This is a genomic window from Burkholderia sp. AU27893 (genome assembly GCF_002223205.1).
Lineage (GTDB): Bacteria > Pseudomonadota > Gammaproteobacteria > Burkholderiales > Burkholderiaceae > Burkholderia.
In genome coordinates this window covers 116,593-141,916 of record NZ_NKFD01000003.1, presented here as the reverse complement: position 1 = coordinate 141,916, position 25,324 = coordinate 116,593, and the positions used below count along the sequence as shown (strand labels likewise).

24 protein-coding genes are annotated in these 25,324 nt (G+C 67.5%); 11 read left to right on the top strand and 13 right to left on the bottom strand.

Annotation, left to right across the window (positions count from 1 at the left end; translation table 11 throughout):
• Positions 1-128 precede the first annotated feature (128 nt).
• Entirely contained in the window at positions 129-398 is a 270-nt protein-coding gene (locus CFB47_RS18740) for a hypothetical protein (RefSeq protein WP_039349596.1), read from the top strand.
• Between the two features lie 152 nt (positions 399-550).
• Positions 551-1,546 carry a DedA family protein/thiosulfate sulfurtransferase GlpE gene (locus tag CFB47_RS18730; RefSeq protein WP_089461918.1) on the top strand — a complete coding sequence of 332 codons (996 nt, stop codon included), beginning with the start codon at positions 551-553 and terminating at the stop codon, positions 1,544-1,546.
• A gap of 54 nt (positions 1,547-1,600) precedes the next feature.
• Here CFB47_RS18730 and CFB47_RS18725 read toward each other — a convergent pair whose 3' ends face one another.
• From CFB47_RS18725 to CFB47_RS18695, 7 genes are all read right to left on the bottom strand, one after another.
• Positions 1,601-3,061, bottom strand: a complete 1,461-nt coding sequence (locus CFB47_RS18725; RefSeq protein ID WP_089461917.1) for an OprD family porin — start codon at positions 3,059-3,061, stop codon at positions 1,601-1,603.
• 165 nt (positions 3,062-3,226) lie between these two features.
• Positions 3,227-4,246: an ABC transporter ATP-binding protein gene (locus CFB47_RS18720; protein ID WP_089459197.1), complete on the bottom strand. Its 1,020-nt coding sequence runs from the start codon at positions 4,244-4,246 to the stop codon at positions 3,227-3,229.
• On the bottom strand, positions 4,243-5,235 hold the full coding sequence (locus CFB47_RS18715; RefSeq protein WP_089461916.1) for an ABC transporter ATP-binding protein: 993 nt from the start codon (positions 5,233-5,235) through the stop codon (positions 4,243-4,245). The genes CFB47_RS18720 and CFB47_RS18715 overlap by 4 nt, the downstream gene beginning before the upstream one ends.
• Positions 5,236-5,237: 2 nt before the next feature.
• Positions 5,238-6,140 carry an ABC transporter permease gene (locus tag CFB47_RS18710; RefSeq protein WP_089441401.1) on the bottom strand — a complete coding sequence of 301 codons (903 nt, stop codon included), beginning with the start codon at positions 6,138-6,140 and terminating at the stop codon, positions 5,238-5,240.
• Between the two features lie 13 nt (positions 6,141-6,153).
• Positions 6,154-7,092 (bottom strand): ABC transporter permease subunit, encoded by a 939-nt coding sequence (locus CFB47_RS18705; RefSeq protein ID WP_089441400.1) that lies wholly within the window; start codon positions 7,090-7,092, stop codon positions 6,154-6,156.
• Between the two features lie 11 nt (positions 7,093-7,103).
• On the bottom strand, positions 7,104-8,717 hold the full coding sequence (locus CFB47_RS18700) for a peptide ABC transporter substrate-binding protein (protein WP_089461915.1): 1,614 nt from the start codon (positions 8,715-8,717) through the stop codon (positions 7,104-7,106).
• 179 nt (positions 8,718-8,896) lie between these two features.
• Entirely contained in the window at positions 8,897-9,475 is a 579-nt protein-coding gene (locus tag CFB47_RS18695; protein WP_069252724.1) for a cupin domain-containing protein, read from the bottom strand.
• Positions 9,476-9,978: 503 nt separating this feature from the next.
• On the opposite strand from CFB47_RS18695, the gene CFB47_RS18685 reads away from it, so the two are divergent.
• Positions 9,979-11,499, top strand: a complete 1,521-nt coding sequence (locus tag CFB47_RS18685) for a peptide MFS transporter (protein ID WP_089441398.1) — start codon at positions 9,979-9,981, stop codon at positions 11,497-11,499.
• Between the two features lie 120 nt (positions 11,500-11,619).
• A complete protein-coding gene (locus CFB47_RS18680) occupies positions 11,620-11,826 on the top strand; it encodes a hypothetical protein (protein WP_089441397.1) in 207 nt (68 codons plus the stop codon).
• Positions 11,827-11,860: 34 nt separating this feature from the next.
• Here the strand turns inward: CFB47_RS18680 and CFB47_RS18675 are convergent, their stop codons facing one another.
• From CFB47_RS18675 to CFB47_RS18665, 3 genes are all read right to left on the bottom strand, one after another.
• Positions 11,861-12,985 carry an OpgC domain-containing protein gene (locus CFB47_RS18675; protein ID WP_089461914.1) on the bottom strand — a complete coding sequence of 375 codons (1,125 nt, stop codon included), beginning with the start codon at positions 12,983-12,985 and terminating at the stop codon, positions 11,861-11,863.
• Positions 12,986-13,381: 396 nt separating this feature from the next.
• Positions 13,382-14,281, bottom strand: a complete 900-nt coding sequence (gene rarD, locus CFB47_RS18670) for an EamA family transporter RarD (protein WP_089461913.1) — start codon at positions 14,279-14,281, stop codon at positions 13,382-13,384.
• A 19-nt stretch (positions 14,282-14,300) separates the two neighbouring features.
• Positions 14,301-14,597: an acylphosphatase gene (locus CFB47_RS18665; protein ID WP_069253069.1), complete on the bottom strand. Its 297-nt coding sequence runs from the start codon at positions 14,595-14,597 to the stop codon at positions 14,301-14,303.
• Between the two features lie 176 nt (positions 14,598-14,773).
• On the opposite strand from CFB47_RS18665, the gene hpnA reads away from it, so the two are divergent.
• Positions 14,774-15,781: a hopanoid-associated sugar epimerase gene (gene hpnA, locus CFB47_RS18655; RefSeq protein WP_089461912.1), complete on the top strand. Its 1,008-nt coding sequence runs from the start codon at positions 14,774-14,776 to the stop codon at positions 15,779-15,781.
• 108 nt (positions 15,782-15,889) lie between these two features.
• On the top strand, positions 15,890-17,338 hold the full coding sequence (locus CFB47_RS18650) for a phage tail protein (protein ID WP_089461911.1): 1,449 nt from the start codon (positions 15,890-15,892) through the stop codon (positions 17,336-17,338).
• Between the two features lie 121 nt (positions 17,339-17,459).
• Here the strand turns inward: CFB47_RS18650 and CFB47_RS18645 are convergent, their stop codons facing one another.
• Positions 17,460-18,647, bottom strand: coding sequence for a glycosyltransferase (locus CFB47_RS18645; protein ID WP_089461910.1), 1,188 nt, complete (start codon positions 18,645-18,647; stop codon positions 17,460-17,462).
• Between the two features lie 402 nt (positions 18,648-19,049).
• On the opposite strand from CFB47_RS18645, the gene ispH reads away from it, so the two are divergent.
• Together ispH and hpnH are read left to right on the top strand one after the other, a co-directional pair.
• Positions 19,050-19,991, top strand: a complete 942-nt coding sequence (ispH, locus tag CFB47_RS18635; RefSeq protein WP_089459207.1) for a 4-hydroxy-3-methylbut-2-enyl diphosphate reductase — start codon at positions 19,050-19,052, stop codon at positions 19,989-19,991.
• Positions 19,992-20,003: 12 nt separating this feature from the next.
• A complete protein-coding gene (hpnH, locus tag CFB47_RS18630; RefSeq protein ID WP_039349540.1) occupies positions 20,004-21,164 on the top strand; it encodes an adenosyl-hopene transferase HpnH in 1,161 nt (386 codons plus the stop codon).
• A gap of 231 nt (positions 21,165-21,395) precedes the next feature.
• On the opposite strand, the gene CFB47_RS18625 is transcribed toward hpnH, so the two are convergent.
• Both CFB47_RS18625 and CFB47_RS18615 read right to left on the bottom strand, forming a co-directional pair.
• On the bottom strand, positions 21,396-21,884 hold the full coding sequence (locus CFB47_RS18625) for a hypothetical protein (RefSeq protein WP_089459208.1): 489 nt from the start codon (positions 21,882-21,884) through the stop codon (positions 21,396-21,398).
• Between the two features lie 223 nt (positions 21,885-22,107).
• Complete coding sequence (locus tag CFB47_RS18615) at positions 22,108-22,485, bottom strand: hypothetical protein (RefSeq protein WP_089461909.1); 378 nt, start codon at positions 22,483-22,485, stop codon at positions 22,108-22,110.
• 490 nt (positions 22,486-22,975) lie between these two features.
• On the opposite strand from CFB47_RS18615, the gene CFB47_RS18610 reads away from it, so the two are divergent.
• The 3 genes from CFB47_RS18610 (at position 22,976) to CFB47_RS18600 (ending at position 25,285) form a co-directional block, all read left to right on the top strand.
• Positions 22,976-23,329 carry a DOPA 4,5-dioxygenase family protein gene (locus CFB47_RS18610; RefSeq protein ID WP_089459210.1) on the top strand — a complete coding sequence of 118 codons (354 nt, stop codon included), beginning with the start codon at positions 22,976-22,978 and terminating at the stop codon, positions 23,327-23,329.
• Positions 23,330-23,447: 118 nt separating this feature from the next.
• Complete coding sequence (locus tag CFB47_RS18605; protein ID WP_089461908.1) at positions 23,448-23,879, top strand: nuclear transport factor 2 family protein; 432 nt, start codon at positions 23,448-23,450, stop codon at positions 23,877-23,879.
• Complete coding sequence (locus CFB47_RS18600; protein WP_089461907.1) at positions 23,876-25,285, top strand: MFS transporter; 1,410 nt, start codon at positions 23,876-23,878, stop codon at positions 25,283-25,285. Before CFB47_RS18605 ends, CFB47_RS18600 begins: the two co-directional genes overlap by 4 nt.
• The last annotated feature ends 39 nt before the right edge of the window (positions 25,286-25,324 follow it).

Here is a 25,324-nt window from a genome sequence, read left to right as displayed (position 1 = left end):
GGTTCAGCCCTCAATTCCCCCCAACGAAATTGCTCCGAATTGCGGCCCGTTCGCGTTAAACTGCGCCAAGCTGCCTTCAACAAAGACATCTTCGCCACTACGGCATCCACGATACGAGGATAGGTTCGATGCGCACTACCGGCTCATCCGGGGCAATGACCCTGCTCACCGAACACGACCCGACCGACGGTCGCGAACTGCGCTCGCTCCGGCTCGAAGCAACCGGCGACGGCAAGAGCGTGCTGCTGATCGAGATCGACGAACGCAAGCCGGGCATCCACCGCGAAGTCCGCTACGAGATCACGCCGGCCGAACTGATCGCGGCGATCCGCTCGCACGGCGCCGAGCTCCCCGGCGAAAACCACGGCGCCGCGTCGCTCGCCCGCACCTCCTCCTGATTTCGAACGGTGAGCCGCGCGCAACGCGCCGGCTCACCGCACCCGCCGCCGCCGTCAGGCACTTTGCGTTATTCCCGCCGCTGACTTGAAAAAGGCCGATAATCGGCCCATCTGCGTGCTTTCCGCGCGCGCTTCCTTTTCGGCCAGCCGTCATGCTCCTCCGCGACCTCGTCGCCCAATACGGGCCGCTTCTCGTCTTCGCCAACGTGCTCGCGGCGGCCATCGGGCTGCCGGTGCCCGCGATGCCGACGCTCGTGCTGTTCGGCGCGATGTCCGCGATGCATCCGGCGATGATCGGCTCGCAACTGGTCACGGTGGTCGTGCTGTCGGTGCTCGGCGCGCTGATCGGCGACACGGTGTGGTACCTCGCCGGCCGGCGCTTCGGCGGCACGACGCTGAAGACGATCTGCCGCCTGTCGCTGTCGCGTGACAGCTGCGTGAAGAAAACCGAACGCTTCTTCGGCCGCTACGGCGTGCGCGTGCTCGCCGTCGCGCGCTTCATTCCGGGGCTGTCGCTCGTGTCGGTGCCGATGGCCGGCGCGTTCGGCACGCGCTATCGCACGTTCCTCGGCTACGACGCGCTCGGCGCCGCGCTGTGGACGATCGTCGGGCTGATGGTCGGGCTGATGTTCGCTCGCCAGATCGACTGGCTGTTCGCCGGTGCGGGCCAGCTCGGCCGCGCGGCGCTGCTGGTGGCCGTCGCGGTGCTGGCCGTGTACGCGGCGATCCGCTGGATGCGCCGCCGCGCGCTGATCCGCCAGCTCGCGAGCGCGCGGGTCGGCGTCGACGAGCTCGACGCGATGCTGCACGATACGGCCGCGCCGGTGATCCTCGACGTGCGCTCGCCCGAGCACCGCAAGCTCGACCCGTTCACGATTCCCGGCGCGCAGTTCGCCGACGAACGCCAGGTCGGCGACATCGTCGCGCGTTATCCGTTCTCGCAGAAGTTCGTCGTGTACTGCTCGTGCCCGAACGAGTTCACGGCCGCGCTGATGGCGAAGCGCCTGCTCGACGCCGGCTTCACCGATGCGCTCGCGCTGCGCGGCGGCCTCGATGCATGGCGCGATACCGGCCGCCAGCTCACGTCGCTCGTGGAAGAGATGCCCGCTGCGAACGATCCGGTCGCGGGGCTGCACAAGCCGGCCTGATCGCGTCGATCGAAGGCCGGCCGTGCGAGGCGGGGGCGCCTGCGCCCCCTTCGATCAGAACGCGTGCAGCGGCAGGTTCACGACCAGGCGGTACTCGGTGTTCGTCGCATCCGAGTAGTGTGCCGAGCCGGCGTGCCACATCGCGATGAACGTGACCTTCGTGTCCTTCAGCTTGCCGCTCTGGAACGTGTACGACGGGATGAAGCCGAACTCGTGGTGACGGCCCTGCACCGGCGCGCCGTTGCTCCAGTAGATGCTCGACTTGCTCGGGTCGTTCGCCGCACCCGCGCTGCCGTCGGCCCCCCAGCCCGTCACGCCCCAGACCATCGCCTTGAAGCCCGGCAGGCCCGCTTCCTTGCCGTAGAACGTGTAACGCAGCTGCAGCGACTTTTCGTGCGGCGCGTTGTAGTCGACGTCCATCGAGTTGGTCAGGAAGATGCCGTTCGTTTCGTTCAGGTAGTCGAAGAACTGGTCGCCGAGCACCTGCTGGAAGCCGAGCAGCAGCTCGTGCGGGCCGTGCTGCGCGGCCAGCGACAGGCTGTAGGCGTTGTTGTTGATCTTGCCTTGCAGCGCATCGCCCGTGTCGTGCGTCGAATAGACGTTGCCGAAGCCCGTCCACTTGATCGTCTGCGGGCTGCCGATGCTGTGCTTCACCGACGCGTAGTACTGGTGCCACACGTCGTCGGCCTGGTTCGCGTACAGCGCGATTTCGCCGTTCGGCGAGTAGTCCCACGTGCCGCCGACGTACGACAGGCGGTTGATGCGCGTGCCGCCGTATTGCGTCGTCAGGTTCGTGAGCGTCGTGTGACCGCGCGCGTCGGTCTTCGTGAAGCTGCCGGCCTCGAGCATCACGTTCTTGAATTCATTGCTGACGAGCGTCGCACCGAGGAACGTCGGCGGCAGCGCACGGTTGTCGTGCTGTTCCATGAACGGGTTGTCGACGGCCTGCAGACCGTACTTGACCACCGTGTTCGAGATGCGCGCCTTCACGTCGTAGATGCCGGGATAGGCCCACGCGAGCTGGTTGCCGCCACCGCCGCCCTTCGCGATGTGCACCATGCTGCCGGCGCCCTGGCCGCCGTCGAGCTTCAGCGCCGCGTACAGCGATGCGTCGAAACCGATGCCGATCAGGCCCGTCGTGTAGCCCGACTCGAAGTTCGCCATCGCGCCCTGGACCCACGCGTGGCGATGTGGCCCGCCCTTGGCGTCGAGCACGTCCGCGTAGTTGCGGAACAGGAAGTTGAGATGGCTGTCGGCGATGAAGCCCTTCGACTGCGACTGCGCCGACGGCTCGTCGGGCGGCGTGACGGCCTGGTTCGCTTCGGCGTTGATGACGGCGTTCGGGGTCGTTGCCTGCGCAACGGTCGTGCCCGGTGCGGCCTGCGCGAGCGTCAGCGGTGCGGGGGCCGCGTCGTCGGCGTGCGCGACGCCCGTCAGCGAGACACCGGCGAGTGCCGGCAGCCCCCAGGCAAGCAGCATTTTCGATGCCGTCCCGATCGTCTTCTGTTTTTTCATCGTAATTCTCGTCTTGTGTTGATATCGTCCACGCCGGTTGCGATCAGCGCCCGGCCCCCCGGCGCGCCCGATCAAGGACGCGCCTGTACCCGCGGCGCGAAGATCGTTCGCGCCGCACCTACCCCTGTTGACCTGCCTTGGTTATGTTTGCTGCGTCACTTCAGCTCACGCCACACCCGCGCGGATGCACGCGACACGCGCGGCCGACCCCTGCCGAACTTCCGGCAGCGGCACGTCCTGCGCGCACGCGTCGATTGCGACCGGGCAACGCGTGCGGAACGCGCAGCCGGACGGCGGGTTGAGCGGCGAGGGCATCTCGCCCGCCAGCAGCATCGGACGGCGAGCACGCTCGCGCGCCGGCTCCGGCGTCGGCGCCGCGTCGAGCAGCGCCTTCGTGTACGGATGCTGCGGCACGCCGTACACGTCATGCCGCGTGCCGAACTCCATCACGCGGCCGAGATACATCACGAGCACACGCTGGCTGATGGCCTTCACCACCGCCAGATCGTGTGCAACGAACAGATAGGACAACGACAGTTCGCGTTGAAGGTCGCGCAGCAGGTTCACGATCTGCGCCTGGATCGACACGTCGAGCGCCGAGACGGGTTCGTCGCAGATCACGAGCTTCGGCTCGCCGATCAGCGCGCGTGCGATGCCGACGCGCTGGCACTGCCCGCCGGAGAATTCGTGCGGATAGCGCAGCAGGTGATGCGCGTTCAGGCCGACGCGTTCGAGCATCGTGACCACGCGGCGGCGCACCTCGGTGCGGCCGAGGCCGGCCTGGTGCGTGACGAGCGGCTCCGCGACGACCTGTTCGATCGTCATGCGCGGATCGAGCGACGCGAGCGGATCCTGGAAGATCATCTGCACTTCGCGCCGCATCGCGGTGCCGCGCAGGTGGTCGGGCGCGACGGCTTCGCCGCGCCATTTCACCGTGCCGGCCGTCATCGGCACGAGGCCGATCAGCGCGCGAGCGAGCGTCGACTTCCCGCAGCCCGATTCGCCGACGAGCCCGACCGTCTCGCCGCGCTTCACGTCGAACGACACGCCGTCGACGGCGCGCAGCGTCCCCTTTGGCGACCACGGATAGCCGCCGAGCGGCACGCGGAAATGCACTTTCAGACCTTCGACGGACAGCAGCGTGTCGTCCGTCGCGCCGGCTTGGCGGCGTTCATCGACGCTCATCGCAGACCTCCCGTCAGATCGGCCACCGGACGGTGGCACGCGCGCACCGCGCCTGTGGCGCCATAGGTTTCGAGCGCGGGGCGCGCCCCGCCGCAGCGTTCTTCCGCATACGTGCAGCGCTTCGCGAACGCACAGCCGGCCGGCGCGGTGCCGGGCATCGGCGGATTGCCGGGAATCGCGACGAGCGGTGCATCGTCCGCGTCGGTCAGGCGCGGCAGCGCGTTGAGCAGGCCGATCGTGTACGGATGCGACGGCGCCGCGAAGATCGATTCGGCCGGCGCGTATTCGACGGTGCGGCCCGCATACATGACCATGACGTCGTCCGCGAGGCCCGCGACCACGCCCATGTCGTGCGTGATCAGCACGATCGCCGTGCCGCGCTCGCGGTTCAGCTCGCGCAGCAGGTCGATGATCTGCGCCTGCACGGTCACGTCGAGCGCGGTGGTCGGCTCGTCGGCGATCAGGATTTCCGGCTCGGACAGCAGCGCCATCGCGATCATCACGCGCTGGCGCATGCCGCCCGAGAACTCGTGCGGATACATGCGGATGCGGCGTGCCGCGTCCGGGATCCGTACCGATTCGAGCGCCTCGATCGCGCGCTTCGTGGCTTCCTTGCGCGACAGCTTGCGATGCAGCTGCAGCGTCTCGGTCATCTGGCGCTCGATCGTCAGGAACGGATTGAGCGACGTCATCGGATCCTGGAAGATCATCGCGATCCGGTCGCCGCGTATCTTGTTCAGCGCGCGTGAATCCATCTCGAGGAGGTTGTCGCCGCGATAGCGCGCGGCGCCGGTGGTCGCGCCGTTGCCGGCCAGCAGGCCGAGCATCGCCATCACGGTCTGGCTCTTGCCCGAGCCCGATTCGCCGACGATGCCGAGCGTCTTGCCGGCTTCGAGCGAGAACGACACGCCGCTCACGGCGTCCACCGGCGGCGCGTCCTTGCGCGTGAAGCGCACGCCGAGGTTGTCTACTTCAAGCAGTGCGACCATCTTTAGCGATCCTTCGGGTCGAGCGCGTCACGCAGGCCATCGCCGACGAAGTTCACGCAGTAAAGCGTCACGCACAGCATGACGGCCGGGGCCAGCAACAGCCACGGCGTCGATTCCAGTTTCTGCGCGCCGTCCTGGATCAGCACGCCCCAGCTCGTCATCGGTTCCTGCACGCCGAGGCCGAGGAACGACAGCACGGATTCGGTCAGCACGATGCCCGGCACCGAGACCGTCGCGTACACGACGACCACGCCGAGCAGGTTCGGCACGATGTGGCGCAGCACGATCGACGCGGGCGTCACGCCGATCGCCCGTGCCGCATCGACGAACTCGCGGCTGCGCAGCGACAGCGTCTGGCCGCGCACGACACGCGCCATGTCGATCCACGAGAACGCGCTGATGGTCAGCACGACCAGCATGAACGAGCGGCCGAACAGGGTCATCATCAGGATCGCGATCAGCAGGTACGGGATCGCGTACATCATGTCGACGATGCGCATCATCACGGAGTCAACGCGGCCGCCCGCGAAGCCCGCGGTCGCGCCCCATGCGACGCCGAACAGGCCCGACACGAGCGTGCCGAGCAGGCCGACCTCGATCGACACGCGCCCGCCGATCAGCGTGCGCACCAGCAGGTCGCGGCCGAGTTCGTCGGTGCCGAACCAGTGCTGGTTCGCCCAGGTCGGCGGCAGGCTGATCGAGCCCCAGTCGCTTGCCGAAGGATCGGCCGCGAGCAGCCACGGGCCGACGAAACAGGCGAGCGTGATGAGCGCGAGCAGCACGAGGCTGAACACGGCCGCACGGTTGTGAAGAAAGCGCGCCATCGCAAGCGCGAACGGCGAGCGCGAACGCGGCGGCGAGTCGGTCTGCACGGGCAGGCCGACGACAGGTGTAGTCGGAGTCATCGCTGTGCCTCGCTCAATAACGGATGCGCGGATCGAGCCACGCGTACGCGAGGTCGACCAGCAGGTTGAACAGCACCGCGCAGACGGTCGTCAGCACGACGAGGCCGAGCACCAGTGTGTAGTCGCGGTTGATGGCACCGTTCACGACGAGCTGCCCGAGCCCCGGCAGCGCGAACACCGATTCGGTGACGACGGCCGCCGTGATCGACGTGATGCAGACCGTGCCGAACAGCGACACGACCGGCATCAGCGCGGGCTTCAGCGCATGGCGCAGCACGATCGTCGAGCCCGGCAGGCCCTTCGCGCGCGCGGTGCGGATGTAGTTGCTCGACAGCGTCTCGATCATCGAGCCGCGCATCACGCGCGCGAGCAGCGACATGTTGATGAAGGTCAGCAGCACGATCGGCAGTAGCCGGTACTCCCAGCCGCCGTCACCCCAGCCGCCCGCGGGCAGCCAGCCGTTGCCGGACGACGTCTTCAGCAGGATCGCGAAGATCCACACGAGCACGGGGCCGAGCACGAACGGCGGGATGACGTTGCCGAAGTTGCCGATCAGCATCACGAAGCGGTCGATGAAGCTGTCGCGGCGCACGGCCGCGACGGTGCCGAGCAGCACGCCGCACACGATCGAGATCGGGATCGACACGCCGCCCACGCCGAGGCTCACAGGCAGCGCCTTCTTCACGAGATCGTTCACCGACCAGTCGACGTAACGGAACGACGGGCCGAGATCGCCGTGCAGCAGCGCGTTCAGGTACAGCAGGTACTGCTTCCACAGCGGCTCGTCGAGGTGGTACTTCGCGTTCAGGTTCGCGAGCGTGGCCGCGGACAGCTGCTTCTCCGTATCGAACGGGCCGCCGGGCGTGAAATGCAGGAGCAGGTAGCAGACGGTGACGACCGCGAGGATCGTCGGCACCGCCCACAACGTGCGCCTCAGTGCGTAGGCCAGCATGATCGCTCCGCTCAGTGCTTGATCAGGTACATGTCCTGCGAAGCACGCATGTCGATCACGTTCTTCAGCGAGTAGCCGCCCACGTACGACTTCACGAGACGGTCGGCCGAATACTGGAACAGCGGCACCATCGGCGTGTCGTTCAGCGCCGTGTCGTGCGCCTGCGTGAGCAGCGCGGCGCGCGCCTGGTCGTCGAGCTTCTGGTTGCCTTCGTCGACGAGCGTGTCAACCTGCTTGTTGCAGTAGCCGACGGTGTTCTGCGCGCTGCCGCAGCGGATCAGGTCGAAGAAGGTCATCGCGTCGTTGTAGTCGGCGAACCAGCCGTCGCGCGCGATCTGCACCTTGCCGTCATGCCGCTGCTTCATCAGCACCTTGAATTCGACGTTCTCGAGCTTCGTGTTGACGCCGAGCTTCGTGCGCCACTCCGATGCGGTGAACAGCGCGACCTTCTTGTGCAGGTCGTTGGTGTTGTACGTGAGCGTGAACGACAGCGGCTTCGCGTCCGAGTAACCGGCCTGCTTGAGCAGATCCTTCGCGGCCGCGACGCGCTTGGCCATCGGCCACGACGCCCATTCCGGCGTGAACGGTTGCTGCACGCCCTTCGTGCCGTTCGGCATCAGGCCGTACATCGGCTTCTCGCCGGCCTGCGTGAGCTTCGACGTGAGCACGTCGCGATCGATCACCATCGACAGCGCCTGGCGCACGCGCTTGTCCTTCAGCGCCGCGTCGCTGTTGTTCAGGTAGTAGTAGTACGTCGCGAGCTGCAGGCCCTGGCGAAGCTCGCCGCCGAACTGCTTGCTGACCTGCTGGAAGATGCCCGACGGGATCGAGTAGCTGTAGTCGATCTGGCCGGCCTGGTACATGCGCATCGCGGTTTCGTCGCTTTCGATCGGCAGGTACGTGACCTTGTTGATCACGACCTTCGGCGCGTTCCAGTACTTCGCGTCCTTCGTCACGACGATGCGGTTGTTCGGCTGCCAGTCGACGAGCTGGTAGGCGCCGTTGCTGACGATATTGCCCGGGCGCGTCCATGCATCGCCGAACTTCGCGACCACGTCCTTGTTCACCGGCACGAGCGGCGCCATCGCGGTCAGCTCGGGGAAGAACGCGACGGGCACGTCGGTCGTCACTTCGAGCGTGTACGGATCGACCGCGCGCACGCCGAGCGTCGACGGCGCGGCCTTGCCCGCGATGATGTCCTTCGAGTTCTTGATGAACTCGACGAGGATCGTGTATTTCGAGCCCGTCTTCGGATCGACGAGGCGCTGCCACGAATAGACGAAATCGGCGGCCGTCACCGGCTGGCCGTTGCTCCACTTCGCGTCACGGCGAAGCTTGAAGATCCACGTCGTCGGCGACTTGCGCTCCCACGACAGCGCGACGCCCGGCACGACCTGGCCGGCCGCATCGATGCGGGCCAGCCCTTCGAACAGGTCGAGGCCGATCGTGTTGCCGGTCCAAGACTCGATGTGCGCGGGGTCGAGCGACTCGACTTCGGCGGGCACCTGTCGCGTCAGGTCCTGTTGAGGCGCGAGCGCGACGTTCGACGGAACGGTAACGGCGTGGGCGACAGGCGTCAGGGCGAGCGCGGCCAGCACGGCCGACATGGCATGCAAGGATTTCATCGTGGCAGTCTTGAGAAAGGTTGTTCGGTGAGCGTCGCGCGGCGGATGCCGCGGATTACGCTTGAGACGCTGACGGGCGCAGCGATTGAGGAGGCCCGTGATTCTCGTATTGCATTTTAGTATTCCTTACGTTTCTTTCGACAGGTATTCCGTCTTCGAAACGAAGGAATACCTGTGCGTTAGAACAGCCTCGGTGTACCGACCCAGACCACCACCGACTCGATCTTCGCGGTGTTGACCCAGCTGTGCGGGACCGTCGACTGATAGTGCGAGCTGTCGCCGGCCTGCAGGACGAACGTCTTGCCTTCCAGCGTCAGCGACACTTCCCCTTCAATCACATACAGGAACTCCTCTCCTGCATGTGTCGTCACCTCGGACCGCTTCTGCCCCGGCGGCATCCTCACCAGGATCGCCTCCAGCTGGCGCCCTTCGGACACGTTCGTCAGCCGCGCGAACAGGTTCGCCGAATCGGCAAACCCGAAGAAGCGCAGCTGCTCGCCTCGGCAAACCGAGCGTTCCTCGCTCGGCGTATCCACGAAGTACTGCACCGTCACACCGAGCGCGTGCGCGATACCGGCCAACGATGTCAGCGACGGCGACGCGAGCCCGCGTTCGACTTGAGACAGAAACGGCTTCGAAATCCCCGCGGCGGTAGCGGTGTCGTCGAGCGTGCGCTTGAGTCGTTGGCGCAACGCGCGAATCTTGCTGCCCAGCGCGGCAGCATCTGCAGCCCGCGAGTTTTCAGTGGGGGGAACCATAGCAGGCCGAAAAGTGATCGTCAAAAAATGTTTGATGGAAAATAACTAAGTTAGAACGATATAGCTTAGTCTTCGGGTTCGCCCACCTCTTCGGTGTCGAGCCCGGTGCACTAAACGGGACACGAAGCGAGCGAAACGACGCGCTATCTTGCCAGACTCGCCGGCTTCACAGGCAAGCTGCAAGCGGCTCTCCGGGAATCTTCGGAGGGCCTGCACGAAAGCTTACAAATAGATGATGAGACGAATGTTCCTGAAAGCTGCTGCCACATTGGGAGTTTCCCTAGGTGGCAGATACGTGACGCACCGGACCGGTAGCCGCTACCATGCGCGCGCCGGTCGGGGCCCCTCTCCGCCATTCCTGGTGGAGTCAGACCCCGGCCCGGGCTAACCGCCCGACTGTTCCACCGCCAGCACGAAGCCTACCCGGCCCCATTGTGCACCGGCGCCAGTTCGACCCCAAAAAGACGACGCGTGATCCGTGCCGTCCGTTTCAAACGAGATTGATGATGCAACCACCCGTTTCACAAACCCGATCGTTCACGACGGTCTTCCTCATCGAAATGTGGGAGCGCTTCGGCTACTACGGCATGGCCGCGCTCCTGGTCCTCTTCATGGTCGACCGGCTCGGTTTCACCGACAGCCATGCGAACCTGACCTGGGGTGCGTTCACCGCACTCGTCTATGCGGCGCCGTCGATCGGCGGCTGGATCGGCGACAAGGTGCTCGGCGCCCGTCGCACGATGATCATCGGCGCGGCCGTGCTGTGCGCCGGCTACCTGATGCTGTCGGTCCCGAACGATCAGCTGACGTACATGTACGCGTCGCTCGGCGTGATCGTCGTCGGCAACGGCCTGTTCAAGGCCAACGCGGCCAACCTCGTGCGCCGCATCTATGAAGGCGACGACGCGCGCATCGACAGTGCGTTCACGATCTACTACATGGCGGTCAACATCGGCTCGACGGTGTCGATGCTCGCGACGCCGTGGATCAAGGATCACTGGGGCTGGCACGCCGCGTTCGCGGTCTGCTGCGGCGGCATGCTGCTCGCGATCCTCAACTTCATGCTGATGCATCGCACGCTCGCGCACGTCGGCTCGCTGCCGGACGACCAGCCGATCCGCTGGAAGCGCCTCGGCGCGGTCGCGCTGGGCGGTGTCGGGCTCGCGCTGATCACGCTGTACGTGCTGCAGCACAAGCAGCTCGCCGTCGCCAGCGTGTGGACGGCCGCGTTCGCGATCCTCGCGATCTTCGCGTACATGATCGCGAAGTCGGAGCGCTCGGAGCGCGCGGGCCTGATCGCGGCGCTCGTGCTGATCGGCCAGGTGATCCTGTTCTTCATCTTCTACGTGCAGATGTCGACGTCGCTGACGCTGTTCGCGCTGCGCAACGTCGATCCGCGCTTCATGCTGTTCGACACGACGCTGTTCACGTGGAGCGCCGCACAGTTCCAGGCGCTGAACCCGATCTGGATCATGCTGCTGAGCCCGGTGCTCGTGTGGGTGTACAACGCCGTCGCGAAGAGCGGCCGCGACCTGCCGGTCGCCGCGAAGTACGCGCTCGGCTTCGGCGCGGTGGCCGCCGGCTACCTGGTGTTCACGATCAGCGGCCGCTACGCGGTCGATGGCCGTGTGTCGTCGTGGTTCATGGTGTGGGGCTATGGCCTCTACTCGCTCGGCGAACTGCTGGTGAGCGGCCTCGGCCTCGCGATGATCGCCCGCTACGTGCCGGCGCGCATGAGCGGCTTCATGATGGGTGCGTACTTCGTCGCGACCGGCGTGTCTCAGTATCTGGGCAGCGTCGTCGCGAACTTCGCGCAGATGCCGTCGCATGAACTGCCGGCCACCGAATCGCTGCCGCTGTACCTGTCGCTGTTCGAGAAGCTCGGCTGGCTCGCCGCGATCGGCATGGTGCTCGCACTGCTGCTGCTGCCGCTGATGAACCGCCTGTCGCGCCAGCACCAGCGTTGTGCGGAAGAGCGCCGCGAAGAAGCGCCGCAGGCGCAGGGCGTCGCCACCGCGCAGTAAGTAATATCCCTCGGCGTGCGGCGTGCACGCCACATTCTCCCGCCAGGCACGCGAACGCGTCCTACACTGGTTGCAGGAAGCGCATCCGCATCGCGAGAGGCGCACTGGCGGGAGAAGACGATGAAAAGCAAAGCAACGCGGCTCTTGAGGATACTGTCGGACATCCGGCACGCTCAGCGCTGCACCGCGATACGTGCCGCGCGCGCCGCGGCCGAAGCCGACGCGGTACTCGCGGAACGCGACGATCCGGCGCCCGACGAACGCGACGACGCCGAATCCGACGACGCCACCCCCGTTCCCCGCTCCCGTATCGACTCACCTCACTGACGTCGCGCGGCACATTCCGTGCCGCACGCGCCGCTCATGCGGCCGCGCCGCGCCACCGCGCGATCCACGTTCCCGAACCGGCCACGGCCATCATCAGCCCGAGCGCGCATGCGTCGGCCACGAGGCCTACGCCGACGTGCCGCAGATCCGCGCTGCGCACGACCGGATGCAGCAGCGAATCGATGACGAGCGAGATCGCCGCGCCCGCGACGAAGCAGATCAGCCCGCGCTGGCCCACGGCCACGACGGGCCGCACACCCTGCGCGATCCGCGCGATCCAGCCGAAGCGCACGCAATCGGCCATCAGCCACGCGATGGCCGCGAAGCTCACGACACGCGGCAGCGCGAGATCGCGCTTGAACACGCCTTCCGGCAGCGGCAGCCCCGAGAACAGCTTGTAGCTCGCGCAGCCGAGCACGACCGCGCATGCGAGCCCCGTCGCGGCGGCCCCCCAGCGCCCGAGCGCGATGCGCCGGTAGAACGGCTGGCAGCGTGCGAGCACGCCGGCGACGAACATCAGCTGCCACGCGAACGGATTGAAACTCCAGCGGAACCCGTCGGCATCCAGCAGCTCGGGGCCGAGCCAGCCCGCCGTCAGCCACGACGCGATACTGAGCGCGACCAGCAGCCACGGATGCCGGCGCGCGAACGGCACGAGCACCGGCGACGCGAGCGCGAACAGCACGTACATCGGCAGCACCGACGCGAGATAGGGCTGGCGCTGGAAGGTCAGCAGCTCGGCTGCGCCCGTGAGCGGCGACGCGAGCATCACGCTGACGTCGTCGAGCGCGAGGTTCGGCGCATCGATCCCGTAGTGGTCGAGCACGGCCGACACGACGAGCATCAGCGTCGAGGTCGCGAGAAATGCGCGGTAGATCTGCATCGCGCGGCGCACGAAGCGCTTTTGCGCGGCGCGCGCGCCGTGCCGTTCGGCGATCGCGCCATAGGCGCTCGCGGTCGCGAAGCCGCCGAGAAAGACGAAGACCTCGGCCGCATCGCACAGCGCAAACGCGTGCAGCGTGACGCGCGACAGCACGCTCGCGCCGATGTGATCGACGACGATCATCAACAGCACGATGCCGCGGAAGAAATCGACTTCGATCAGGCGGCCGCTGCGCGGCGGCGCAAACGTGGCGGAAGGCGGCGGGCTCAACGACATGAGCCCCCCTGCACGACGGCGGTGCGGCACGCACCGGAGAATGGATCGGGGAGAAGCAGGCGAGCGCGATCAGCGGCGATACGCGTATGCCCGCATCGCGCCAACCCGGCCGGCCAGGCACGGAGATGACCGTTCATTGAAAGGCTGCATACGAAGGGAAGTCGGTAAGGCCAGTCTAATGGCCGATCCGGGGAGACCCTAAGTAACAAAGTGCAACCGAATCTTCTGTTCGATTACAGGCGCGAGCCTTGTCGCGCAAGGCAGGCAGCGTCGCCAGACTCGCGTCAGCGCGATGCCAGTTTGCGGTCAGCATCGATGGGTTCGACCGCTGTGGCGCGGGTGTTTTGCGATGCGCGACGCGGCACGCCGCATGCGCCGCCGCTTCGCTATCGACGTTTATCCGCGCGCGGGCAGGCGCCGCATCAGCATCGCGCTGTGCCACGCGGTGAGCGCGACGGCGACCCAGATCGGCCCGTAGGTCGCGAGCTCCGCGATGCTCAGCGTCTCGCCGAGCAGCAGCAGCGACACCGCGACGAGCAGCACGGGCTCGACGTAGCCGAGGATCCCGAACAGCGCCATCGGCAGCATCCGGCTCGCCTTCAGGTAGCTCGCGAGCGCGAGCGTGCTGAGCACGCCGAGGCCCGGCAGCAGCGCGGCCCACAGCACCGGATGGTCGGCCACCTGCGTCGTGCTCGTCGCGACCATCGCGAACGCGACCGGGCACAGCAGCACGATCTCGACCGCGAACGCGGCGAGCGAATCGGCGTTGATCCGCCGGCGCAGCACGAAATACGGCGGATAGCCGAGCGCGACGACGAGCGTCGGCCACGCGAACGCGCGCGTCGCCCACACTTCATGCGCGACGCCGAGCGCCGCGCACGCGACCGCCGCCCATTGCAGCGGATCGAGCCGTTCGTGATAGTAGAAGCGGCCGACGAGCACCATCGTCAGCGGCAGCAGGAAATAGCCGAGCGACACTTCGAGCATGCGGCCGTGCAGCGGCGCCCACAGGAACAGCCACAACTGCACGCCGAGCAGCGCGGCGCTCACGGGCAGCGCAATCAGCAGGCGCCAGTCGCGCACGCTGCGCCGCAGGAGGTCGACGAGCGCGGGCCAGCGGCCGCGCAACGCGATCAGCGCGAGCGCGCCCGGCGCGGTCCACAACACGCGCCACGCGAAGATGTCGAGCCCCGTGAGCGGCGCCAGCAGTTTCGCGTAGACGGACATCAGCGCGAACAGTGTCGACGCCATCACCGACAACATGAGGCCGCGCCCGGCCTCCGGATACCCCGTCATGATCGTTCCGCGCCTCTTCTTATTGCTGCTGGAAGCGCTCGAAGCGTTTCTCGGTCTTGCGTTCCTCGAACGTCACCTCGGTCACGCGCGCGGCCGGCGGCCCGTGGCGCAGCCACGCGAGCATCCGGTCGATCTGCGCGCCGGGGCCCTGGATCATCGCCTCGACGGTGCCGTCCTCGAGATTCGCGACCCAGCCGCGCAGCTTCAGCGCATGCGCCTCGCGCACCGTCGCATGACGGAAGCCGACGCCCTGCACGACGCCGCGCACCCGCACGTAGTAGGTCTCGATCCGTTCGTCCAGTTCATTGCGGCTCATCGCGTCGCCCTCCCGTTGCATTCAAGCCCGGCATTGTAGTCGCGTCGGCCGCTTCGCACACGGGCCGGAGCCGCTTCACGCCCGTCGCGGCCTGGCGTCGCCGCCCGCGCCGACCACGTACAATCTCGCCGATGCTCAACCGCCGCGCCGCCCGCGCGCGGCCCTGAAGGAAACGCATGACTGATACCTCCCGCGATCTCGTTCTCGTCACCGGCGCATCCGGCTTCGTCGGCTCGGCCGTCGCGCGCATTGCGCAGCAGAAGGGCTATGCGGTGCGCGTGCTCGTGCGCCCGACCAGCCCGCGCACGAACGTGGCGAATCTCGACGCCGAGATCGTCACCGGCGACATGCGCGACGAGGCGTCGATGCGCGCCGCGCTGCACGGCGTGCGCTACCTGCTGCACGTCGCAGCCGACTACCGGCTGTGGGCGCCCGACCCCGACGAGATCGAGCGCGCGAACCTCGAGGGCGCGGTCGCGACGATGCGCGCCGCGCGCGCGGAAGGTGTCGAGCGGATCGTCTATACGAGCAGCGTCGCGACGCTGAAGGTGACGAGCGCCGGCGATCCGTCCGACGAAAACCGGCCGCTCACGGCCGAGCAGGCGATCGGCGTCTACAAGCGCAGCAAGGTGCTGGCGGAACGCGCGGTCGAGCGGATGATCGCCGACGAAGGGCTGCCGGCCGTGATCGTCAATCCGTCGACGCCGATCGGCCCGCGCGACGTGAAGCCGACGCCGACCGGCCGCATCATCGTCGAAGCCGCGCTCGGCAAGATTCCCGCGTTCGTCGACACGGGGCTGAACCTCGTGCATGTGGACGACGTCGCGCACGGCCACTTCCTCGCGCTCGAGCGCGGCCGGATCGGCGAGCGCTACATCCTCGGCGGCGAGAACCTGCCGCTGCAGCAGATGCTGGCCGACATCGCGCAGATGACGGGCCGCAAGGCGCCGACGATCGCGCTGCCGCGCTGGCCGCTCTACCCGCTCGCGGTCGGTGCGGAAGCGGTCGCGAAGTTCACGAAGAAGGAGCCGTTCGTCACCGTGGACGGGCTGCGGATGTCGAAGAACAAGATGTATTTCACGTCCGCGAAAGCCGAGCGCGAACTCGGCTACCGGGCGCGTCCGTACCGCGAAGGGCTGCGCGATGCGCTCGACTGGTTCGGCTCCGCGGGCTACCTGAAGTAACACAAAGCGGCGTGCTTCACGCCGCTTTGCGCACTTTGTTACACGTCGCGGGCGGCCCGCTACCGGCGCAGCGGTTAAAATCGCGGGTCTTACGCAGAGAAGACACGCATGAACCTGAACGATCAGATCGCTTCGCTCGCCACGGGCGTCGATCAGCTCCTCCACGATCACCACGCCGCGCAGCAGGCGGCCCGCAGCGCGGAAGCCTTCGCGCGCGCCGCGGCAGCGGAGGCCCGGGCCGCGGCCGAGCGTCACGCCGCCGCGGAAGCCGAAGCGCAGGCCGCCGCACAACGCCACACGGCAGCAGCAGCCGATGCCGAGGCGGCGCAGCAGCGCCACGCCAGCGCGACCGCCGCGGCCGAAGCCGCCGCCCAGCGTCATACCGATGCCACCGCGCAAGCCGAAGCCGCGTCGCAGCGCCATGCGGAAGCCACCGCGCTGACCGAAGCGCTCGCGCAGCGTCACGCGGATGCCGAAGCGGCGTCGCAACGCCACGCGGCAGCGATCGCCGAAGCCGAGGCCGCCGCGCAGCGCCATCACGCGGCAGCCACCGAAGCCGAAGCGGCCGCGCAGCGCCATGCAGCCGCGACCGTCGAAGCCGAGGCCGCCGCGAAGCGGCACGCGGAAGCCACTGCCGAAGCCGAAGCGGCCACGCAGCGTCTCGCGGCTGCCATCGCCGAAGCCGAAGCCGCCGCGCAGCGCCACACGGCTGCGATCAAGGAAGCCGAAGCGCTCTCGCAGCAGCACACGCAGGCGATCGCGGAAACGCAGGCCGCTGCGCAGCGTCATGCCGAGGCGACCGCCGAGGCCGAAGCCGTCACGCAACGCCATACCGAAGCGATCGCGCAGGCCGAGGCCGCCGCGCAGCGCCACGCCGATGCCACCGCGCAGGCGGAGGCCGTCACGCAGCGTCATGCCGAAGCGATCGCACAAGCCGAAGCGGCGGCGCAGCACCACGCGAAGGCCATCGCCGACGCCGAGGCGCTGGTCGAGGCCGTCGTCAAGGAAGCCGCGACGGGCGCAGTCCCCGCCACGGCAGTGGCAGCCGAAGTCGTCGAACCTGCACCGGCGGGTACGCCGGCGGCGGAACCGGCCGTGATCGCGCCCGCGCCTGCCGCGGCCGACACGGTGGATGCGACGGCCGACGCTGACACGGCCATCGTCGCGACGGCGCAAGCCGAAACGCCGGTTGAAGCCGAAGCCGACGTCGACACCGCCCCGGCCCCGTCCGACAAAGCGACGCTGCACGTGTCGCGCCCGACGCAGAACGAACTCACGCTGACCATCAACGGCGAATCGATCACGCTGCACCCGGAACAACTGGGCCAGTTGATCGAGGAACTCGCGCATGCGCGTGCGTCGATGCAGCCGGAGCCGCCGCCCGGCATCCCGGCCGGCTGGCGCTTCGTGACGACGAAGAACCCGATGATGGCCGTGCAGAAACAGTCGAACGGCGACCGCCTGCTGGTGGCCCGCCACACGGGCTACGGCTGGGTGCCGTTCACGTTCTCGCCGGACGTCGTGGTCCAGATGTACATGATGCTGACGCAGCGCTGAACGCCGGCAAGCCGCACCGCCCGCCGGACAGGCACGGCCGAAAACGAAACAGCCCGACCGGATTCCACCGATCGGGCTGTGTGCTTTCCGGCTGCCGGGAGGCACGCCTCCCGGGCAAGACTCAGCGATCCACCGGCGCCTGCACGCGCGCCTTCCACTGGCCGCCCTTGCCGCGCCAGTAGCGCCACGCGGACGCGAACGTCGCGCCGACGTAGAACAGAGCGACGAGCGGCAACGCCGGCGCCCACAGCGGCGAGCGCCGGTAGTAGCGCAGCATCGGCGCATACGCGGCGCACATCGACGCCCACGCGAGCCATGCCGGCCATGCGCGCGCGCCGTACACGAGCGCCGCGGCGGGCGGCACGAGATAGATGATCGTCATCCCGAGCAGCGTGCCGGCCAGCAGCAGCGGCGAATAGTGCAGCTGCGTGAACGCGGTGCGCGCGATCATGTTCCAGATGTCGCGCCAGCTGTCGTACGGGCGCAGCGACACGCTGCGGTCGGCCAGGTCGAGCCGGATCGGATGGCGGCCTTCGCCGCGATGCTTGATCTGCGCGGCAAGGCTGCAGTCGTCGATCAGCGCGCCGCGGATCGACTCGATGCCGCCCGCTTCCTCGAGCGCCGTGCGCTTGACGAGCATGCAGCCGCCCGCGGCGCCGGCCGTCCGGTTGCGCGGGTTGTTGATCCACGAGAACGGGTAGAGCTTCGCGAAGAAGAACACGAACGCCGGGATCAGCGCCTTTTCCCAGAACGAATCGCAGCGCAGCCGCACCATCAGCGACACGAGATCGCGGTTCTCGGCCTGCGCGCGCGTGACGAGCTGCGCGACGGCGTCGGGCGGATGGCCGATGTCGGCATCCGTCAGCAGCAGGTAGTCGGCCGGCAGGCCGAGCGTCTGCACCGCGGCGATCCCCTGCGACTGCGCCCATACCTTGCCCGACCAGCCGGCCGGCAGCGGCTTCGCGGCCAGCACCGTCAGCCGGTCGGCGCGGTTGATCGCGAGCGCGGCCGCGCGGGCCGCGTCGGCGGTGCCGTCGTCGCTGTGGTCGTCGACAATGATCAGATGAAAGTCGCCCGGGTAATCCTGCTCGAGCAGCGAAGTCGCCGCCCGGGCGATCACGTCGGCCTCGTTGCGCGCCGGCACGACCGCGACGACGGCCGGCCAGCCGGCCTCGGCCGCCGCGCCGCGCGCCTCGGGCGGCAGCGGCCGCGCGGGCACCGCGCGCCAGAAGCCGCCGCGCGCGACGAGCAGCACGATCCAGATCATCAGCGACAGGCCGGACACCAGGAATGCAAGCACCAGCATCATCGGCGCGCCTCCTGTCGGGCGCCGGCATCGGCGAAATCAATAAGGGTCAGGAACACAACGCCCGAAACCGCATGGGCGGCCGGGCAATACGCGTAAGAATCGACGGTCATCGAATGGCCTTGAAATGAGCGCGACGCCGGGCAGCCGGAGCGGCTGCCCGCGAAACCGCGTAGTTTACTGGGTTCCGCGCGCGCCAGCGCCGACGCGGTTCTCCCGCAAATGCAACACGCCGGAAACAGCACCAGAGCAAGGACTTCCCGATAGAGTTAAAATGCGCGACTAATTCGGGGTTCCGGGGCCTGGCCGGCCGGTTCGTTCCTGCCTTCATAACATCAAGCCGGGGCGAGCGAGCGAGTGCCAGCTCCTCGAACCCCGGCGTCTGTCGTCGGAGTTCGCTCACTTATGCGAGTCATCCTTGCCCAGCCCCGCGGCTTTTGTGCGGGGGTTGTCCGGGCGATCGAGATCGTCGATCGCGCGCTGCAACAGCACGGTGCGCCGGTCTATGTGCGTCATGAGATCGTGCATAACCGGCATGTCGTCGAAAATCTGCGTAATAAAGGGGCCCGATTCGTTGAGGAACTCGACGAGGTGCCCCACGGCGCTGTCGCGATCTTCAGCGCGCACGGTGTCGCCCAGACGGTCGAGCGCGACGCGCAAACGCGCGGGCTCGACGTGCTCGACGCCACCTGCCCGCTCGTCACGAAAGTGCACGTGCAAGGCCGCCAGTATGTCGCGGCGGGCCGCCGGCTGATCCTGATCGGCCATGCGGGCCACCCGGAAGTCGAGGGGACGATCGGCCAGATTCCGGCCGAGGTGATCCTCGTGCAGAGCGAAGCCGAAGTCGATACGCTGACGCTGCCCGTCGACACGCCGGTCGCGTACATTACGCAGACCACGCTGTCGGTGGACGATACGCGCGGCATCATCGAAGCGTTGCAGCGCCGGTTCACCGACCTCGTCGGCCCGGACACGCGCGACATCTGCTACGCGACGCAAAATCGCCAGGCCGCCGTGCGCGAGCTGAGCGAACAGGTTGACGTGCTGCTGGTCGTCGGTGCGACGAACAGCTCGAACTCGAACCGCCTGCGCGAGATCGGCACCGAAAGCGGTGTGCCGAGCTACCTCGTCGCCGACGGTTCGGAAGTCAAGGCCGAATGGTTCGCGAATGCGAAAACCGTGGGCCTGACCGCCGGGGCGTCCGCGCCCGAGGAGATGGTCGAAGATGTCATCGGCGCGTTGCGCGCGCTGGGTCCCGTCGACGTCACGACGATGGCGGGCCGTGAGGAAAAAGTCGAATTCAAGCTGCCGGCGAAGCTCACGCAAGCTGTCGCCCGCGAAGTTTAAGGAGGACATCTCTTGTCTATTCCGCTGCTCCAGCAAGTCCGCGTCGGCGCGTACATCACGCGCCAACACCTGTCCGGCAACAAACGCTATCCGCTCGCGCTGATGCTCGAGCCGCTGTTCCGCTGCAACCTCGCGTGCAACGGCTGCGGCAAGATCGATTACCCGGACCCCATCCTGAACCAGCGTCTGTCCGTCCAGGAATGCCTGGAAGCGGTCGACGAGTGCGGCGCACCGATCGTGTCGATCGCGGGCGGCGAGCCGCTGCTGCACAAGGAAATGCCGGAAATCGTCCGCGGCATCATGAAGCGCAAGAAGTTCGTCTACCTCTGCACGAATGCGCTGCTGATGGAAAAGAAGATGGACGACTACCAGCCGAGCCCGTATTTCGTCTGGTCGGTCCACCTCGACGGCGACGCGCAGATGCACGATCACTCGGTGTCGCAGGAAGGCGTGTACGACAAGGCGGTCGCGGCCATCAAGGAAGCGAAGCGCCGCGGCTTCCGCGTGAACATCAACTGCACGCTGTTCAACGATGCGATCCCCGAGCGCGTCGCGAAGTTCTTCGATACGCTGAAGCCGATCGGCGTCGACGGCATCACCGTGTCGCCGGGCTACGCGTACGAGCGCGCGCCGGATCAGCAGCACTTCCTGAACCGCGACAAGACGAAGAACCTGTTCCGCGAAATCCTGAAGCGCGGCGAAGGCGGCAAGCGCTGGTCGTTCAGCCAGTCGTCGCTGTTCCTCGACTTCCTGGCCGGCAACCAGACGTACAAGTGCACGCCGTGGGGCAACCCGGCGCGTACGGTGTTCGGCTGGCAGAAGCCGTGCTACCTGGTCGGCGAAGGTTACGTGAAGACCTTCAAGGAACTGATGGAAGACACGAACTGGGACAACTACGGCGTCGGCAACTACGAGAAGTGCGCGGACTGCATGGTCCACTGCGGCTTCGAAGCGACCGCCGTGATGGACACGATGGCGCATCCGCTGAAGGCGTTCGCCGTGAGCCGCAAGGGCATCAAGACCGACGGCCCGTTCGCTCCGGACATTCCGATCGACAAGCAGCGCCCGGCCGAGTACGTGTTCTCGCGTCACGTCGAGATCAAGCTCGAGGAAATCCAGCGCGCCGGCAAGGGCAAGCTGCAAAAGGCGGCGAAGCCGGCAGCAGCCGCTTAAGCGCGTTTCGCCACGCGGAGGCCACGCCTCCGCGCCGGCGGGAAAAGATGAAGCGCCACGGAGTCCGCTCCGTGGCGCTTTTGTTTTGGGCCGCGATTTTGCATCGCATTTCGCCGCCGCCGTATCGATTGCCGCGACAGCCACGCCTGCGCTGAATCAACGCGACCGTGTCGGCTGCGCCGGTGCGGCCGGCCCTGTCTCCTCCATCCTCCCTGCGAAACCGGTGCGACGCTACGCGGCCAGCGATTCGGCCGCATGCACGCGCATCTTCTGCGCCGCGCCCGCGACGAGCGCCGGCTGGCCGCTCGATGCGAACGCGCAGACGTGCTCCCACAGCTCGGCCAGCCGATGCCGCGTGAGCGTCGTGACGCACGTGTCGTGCGCCGTGAGCACATGCTCGAGTACCGCGCATTCGTCGTCATGCAGCGCCCATGCGCCGCTTTGCACCGCGCGCGCCACACCCGCGTCGAGCGCACGTTCCGCATCGACGCACAGGTCGATGTCCGCGTCCGCGCATACCGCATCGTCGAGCGCCAGGAACACCAGGTAGACGCTCGTGCGCAAGCGCATCAGCAGCGCCTCGCTGCCATGCCCGCTACGCAGCGCGACGAGCGCCATGTGGCATTTCAGCGAAATGTCGCGCGCATGCACGGGCGGCAGCGGCAGCAGCCACTCGCGGGTCAGCGGCACGTGGCGACGGTGCTTCCGGGTGCCTTTCATGATGGGCTCCCGTCGACGGGCGCATCGCTCGCGTCGAAAGCCGGCCATGCGAGGCGGCACGCAACGGCGTCGCGGTGCGCATCGCGCAGATGCTTCGCACGACGCCGCGCGTTGTGCCCATCGTCGCGCCGTGGCGTCGCTCGTGTGTCCGGCGGCCGGCGCGGCGCCGACGCGCGAGCGACGCCTGCAAATCGGATCGTGCAAGCCATGCTCGCCTCCTGCATCAGAATGTGTTCTCGCCCTTCAGGTAGTACGCGGTCTTCACGAAGAACGCCTTGACCGGATGGCCGCCCTGCACGTCGCGCGCGGCGCGCGCTTCCATCTCGGCACGCGCTTCGCGCGACCGGTCCGGCACCGGGTTGTGGATACGTTCGAGCGCGCGCTGCATCGCGAGCGGATAGTTCTGGTTGCCGGCCGACGTTGCGCGATAACCGGCGCGCGTCATCTGCAGCAGTTGCGCGTCGGTTTCGGCACGCGCCGCCGACCAGCTCGACAGCGACGCATTCGATGCGCCGTCGGTCACGGCAGACTGAGCGAAACTGACAGCGGGCAGCGCAACGAGTGCGCAGGAAAGTACCGCAACGGGAACGAGGGATCGCATAGTGGCCTCCAGATGGTTGTCCCCGCATCGATCATGATCGACGATGCGTTGAAACCATCGTATGACGCGCCGCATTCCGTATGAATAGCCGATTCCGCAATTGATATTTTCGGTGTCGACACCCGGTGCGCAAACCGCGTCATGCGCGAATCCCGCCAAACAGGCATTTCTTTATTTCATTCAACGCCCTGATCGCGTTTGTTCAGACGATCCGAAGCAGCGCACGCCGCGCTTTTTCAATTTCGGAAATGACATGTTGCCGATGCGATCACCACCGGCGCACCCGCCGACAAGGCTTCCGGCGTGATATCGCGCGTGCGGACCCCCAATCGCCGGCCCAATCGAAGTGAACGTTTTTCGTGATTCAGGACAAGTCATCGCACCCGGATTGCCGGATCGCGACACGACGCGCACGGCAAGGACGCGCGATAATCATGCATCGGCCGTTTCGCACGGCACCTCATGCATTCCCTTTTCATCGAGTCCTTCCATGGCCGCCCTCGACATCACCGCCATCCACAGTTGGCACGCCCACGTCTATTTCGATGCGGCCAGCCGCGACGCGGCCTGGGCGTTTCGCCAGGTCGTCGACGAACGGTTCGGCGCGGTCATCGAACTCGGCCGCTTTCACGAACGCCTCGTCGGCCCGCATCCGGCCTGGTCGTACCAGATCGCATTCGACGCCGCGCGCTTCGACGAAATCGTGCCGTGGCTCGTGCTGAACCATGGCGCGCTCGATATCTTCCTGCATCCGAATACGAACGACGAACTGCGCGACCATCGCGATTGCGCGGTGTGGATCGGGAAGTCGTATCAGCTGAATCTCGACGCGCTGGCCGGATAACGGCCGTCACGCGGCCGCCTGCGGCGCGGCGACATCCACGTTTCGGGTCGACGTGAAACGTCCCGCGGCGGCGCGGCCATACAGTGGGTTCCGTTATCGATGCTTCAGGGAACCCGCCATGTCACAGACCGACGCCGATGCCCGGCACATTTATGAAGGCTGGCACGCGGCCGTCGTCGCGCACGACATCGATGCGCTGATGGCGCTGTATGCCGACGACGCGGTGCTCGAAACGCCGCTGATCGTCGTCACGCTGCCCGCTCACGGTTCCGGCGTGCTGCACGGCAAGGCCGCGATCGGCGCATTCTTCGAAGCGGGCCTACGCAACCCGGGCAGCCAGCTCGGGCGCTGGTACCGCACCGGGCTGTTCTTCTCGAACGGCCGCCAGCTCACGTGGGAATATCCGCGCGCCACGCCGGACGGCGACCAGGTCGATCTCGTCGAGGTGATGGATCTGCGCGACGGGCTGATCGCGCATCATCGCGTGTACTGGGGATGGGTCGGGTTCAATGCGCTGCGGGCCGCCACACCGTCGCCCGAACGCGCATGACGGCCGCCGCACTGGATCGGGTCGCCGCGCGCCGCGTGCTCGCCGCGACCTGCGTGAGCTACACGCTCGTGCTGCTCGACGCGTCCATCGTCAACGTCGCGCTCACCGACATCGCCCAGACATTCGGCAGCCGCGTGGCCGGCCTGCAGTGGATCGTGAACGCGTACACGCTCGCGTTCGCGAGTCTGCTGATGACAGGCGGCACGCTCGGCGACCGGCTCGGCGATCGCGACGTCTATATCGCCGGGCTCGCGGTCTTCGTCGCCGCGTCGGCGCTGTGCGGCGTCGCGCCGACGCTCCCGGCACTCGCGATCGCCCGCGTGCTGCAAGGCGTCGGCAGCGCGATGCTGGTGCCCTGCTCGCTCGCGCTACTCAACCGCGCGTTCCCCGAACCGGCCGCGCGCGCGTCGGCGATCAGCCTGTGGATGGGCTGCGGTGGCATCGCGATGGCGTCGGGCCCACTGATCGGCGGCCTGCTGATCCATCTGTTCGGGTGGCGCAGCCTCTTCTTCGTGAACCTGCCGCTCGGGCTGGCCGGCATCTGGCTCGGCCGCTCTGTCGTGCGCGCCGCCGTCGTCGACGCCTCGCGGCATTTCGACTGGGGCGGCCAGGCCGCGGCCATCGTTGCGATCGCGGCCCTGATCGGCACGTTGATCGAAGGCCCGTCGCTCGGCTGGCGCTCGGGCCCGATCATCGGCGGTGCGGTGACGAGCGTCGTCGCGTGGAGCGCGTTCATCGTGATCGAAGCGCAGCGCCGCGAACCGATGCTGCCGCTCGCGTTCTTCTGCAACCGGCTGTTCGCCGGCTCGACGTTCGTGTCGATGGCGTCGGCGTTCGTGTTCTACGGCCTGCTGTTCGTGTTCAGCCTGTTCTATCGGCAGGTCCGCGGCGCGAGCCCGCTCGATACGGGGCTCGCGTTCCTGCCGATGACCGCGATGGTCGCGCTCGGCGGGCTGGGTTCGGGCAAGCTGGTTGCACGCTTTGGCGCGCGCGGCACGATGTGCGCGGCGTTTGGGCTCTATGCGGCCGGCGCGCTCGGCATGACGGGCATCGGCGCGACGACACCCGCGTGGCTCGCCATCGCGCCGATGCTCGCGATCGGCTTCGCATCGGGATTCATCTCGCCGGCTGCGACGTCGCCGGCGCTCGGGACGGTCGACCGGCGCCGCGCCGGCGTGGCGGCGGCCGCGCTGAACGCGGCGCGGCAAAGTGGATCGGCGCTCGGGGTGGCGATTTTCGGTGCGTGCATCGCGACGTTGCAGCCGTTTCCGGCGGCGATGCGGGTGGCGCTCGGCATCGCGACCGGATTGTCGGCGCTCGCCGCCGCGACGTGGTGGATCACGGCGAGGCCGACACCGGCATCCGGCGAACCGGCCGCGCAGCTGCGGGCCGCCACGCGCCGGTAACGCATGCTCCGGCAGGTGCACGCGCGGCGGCGCTGCGCG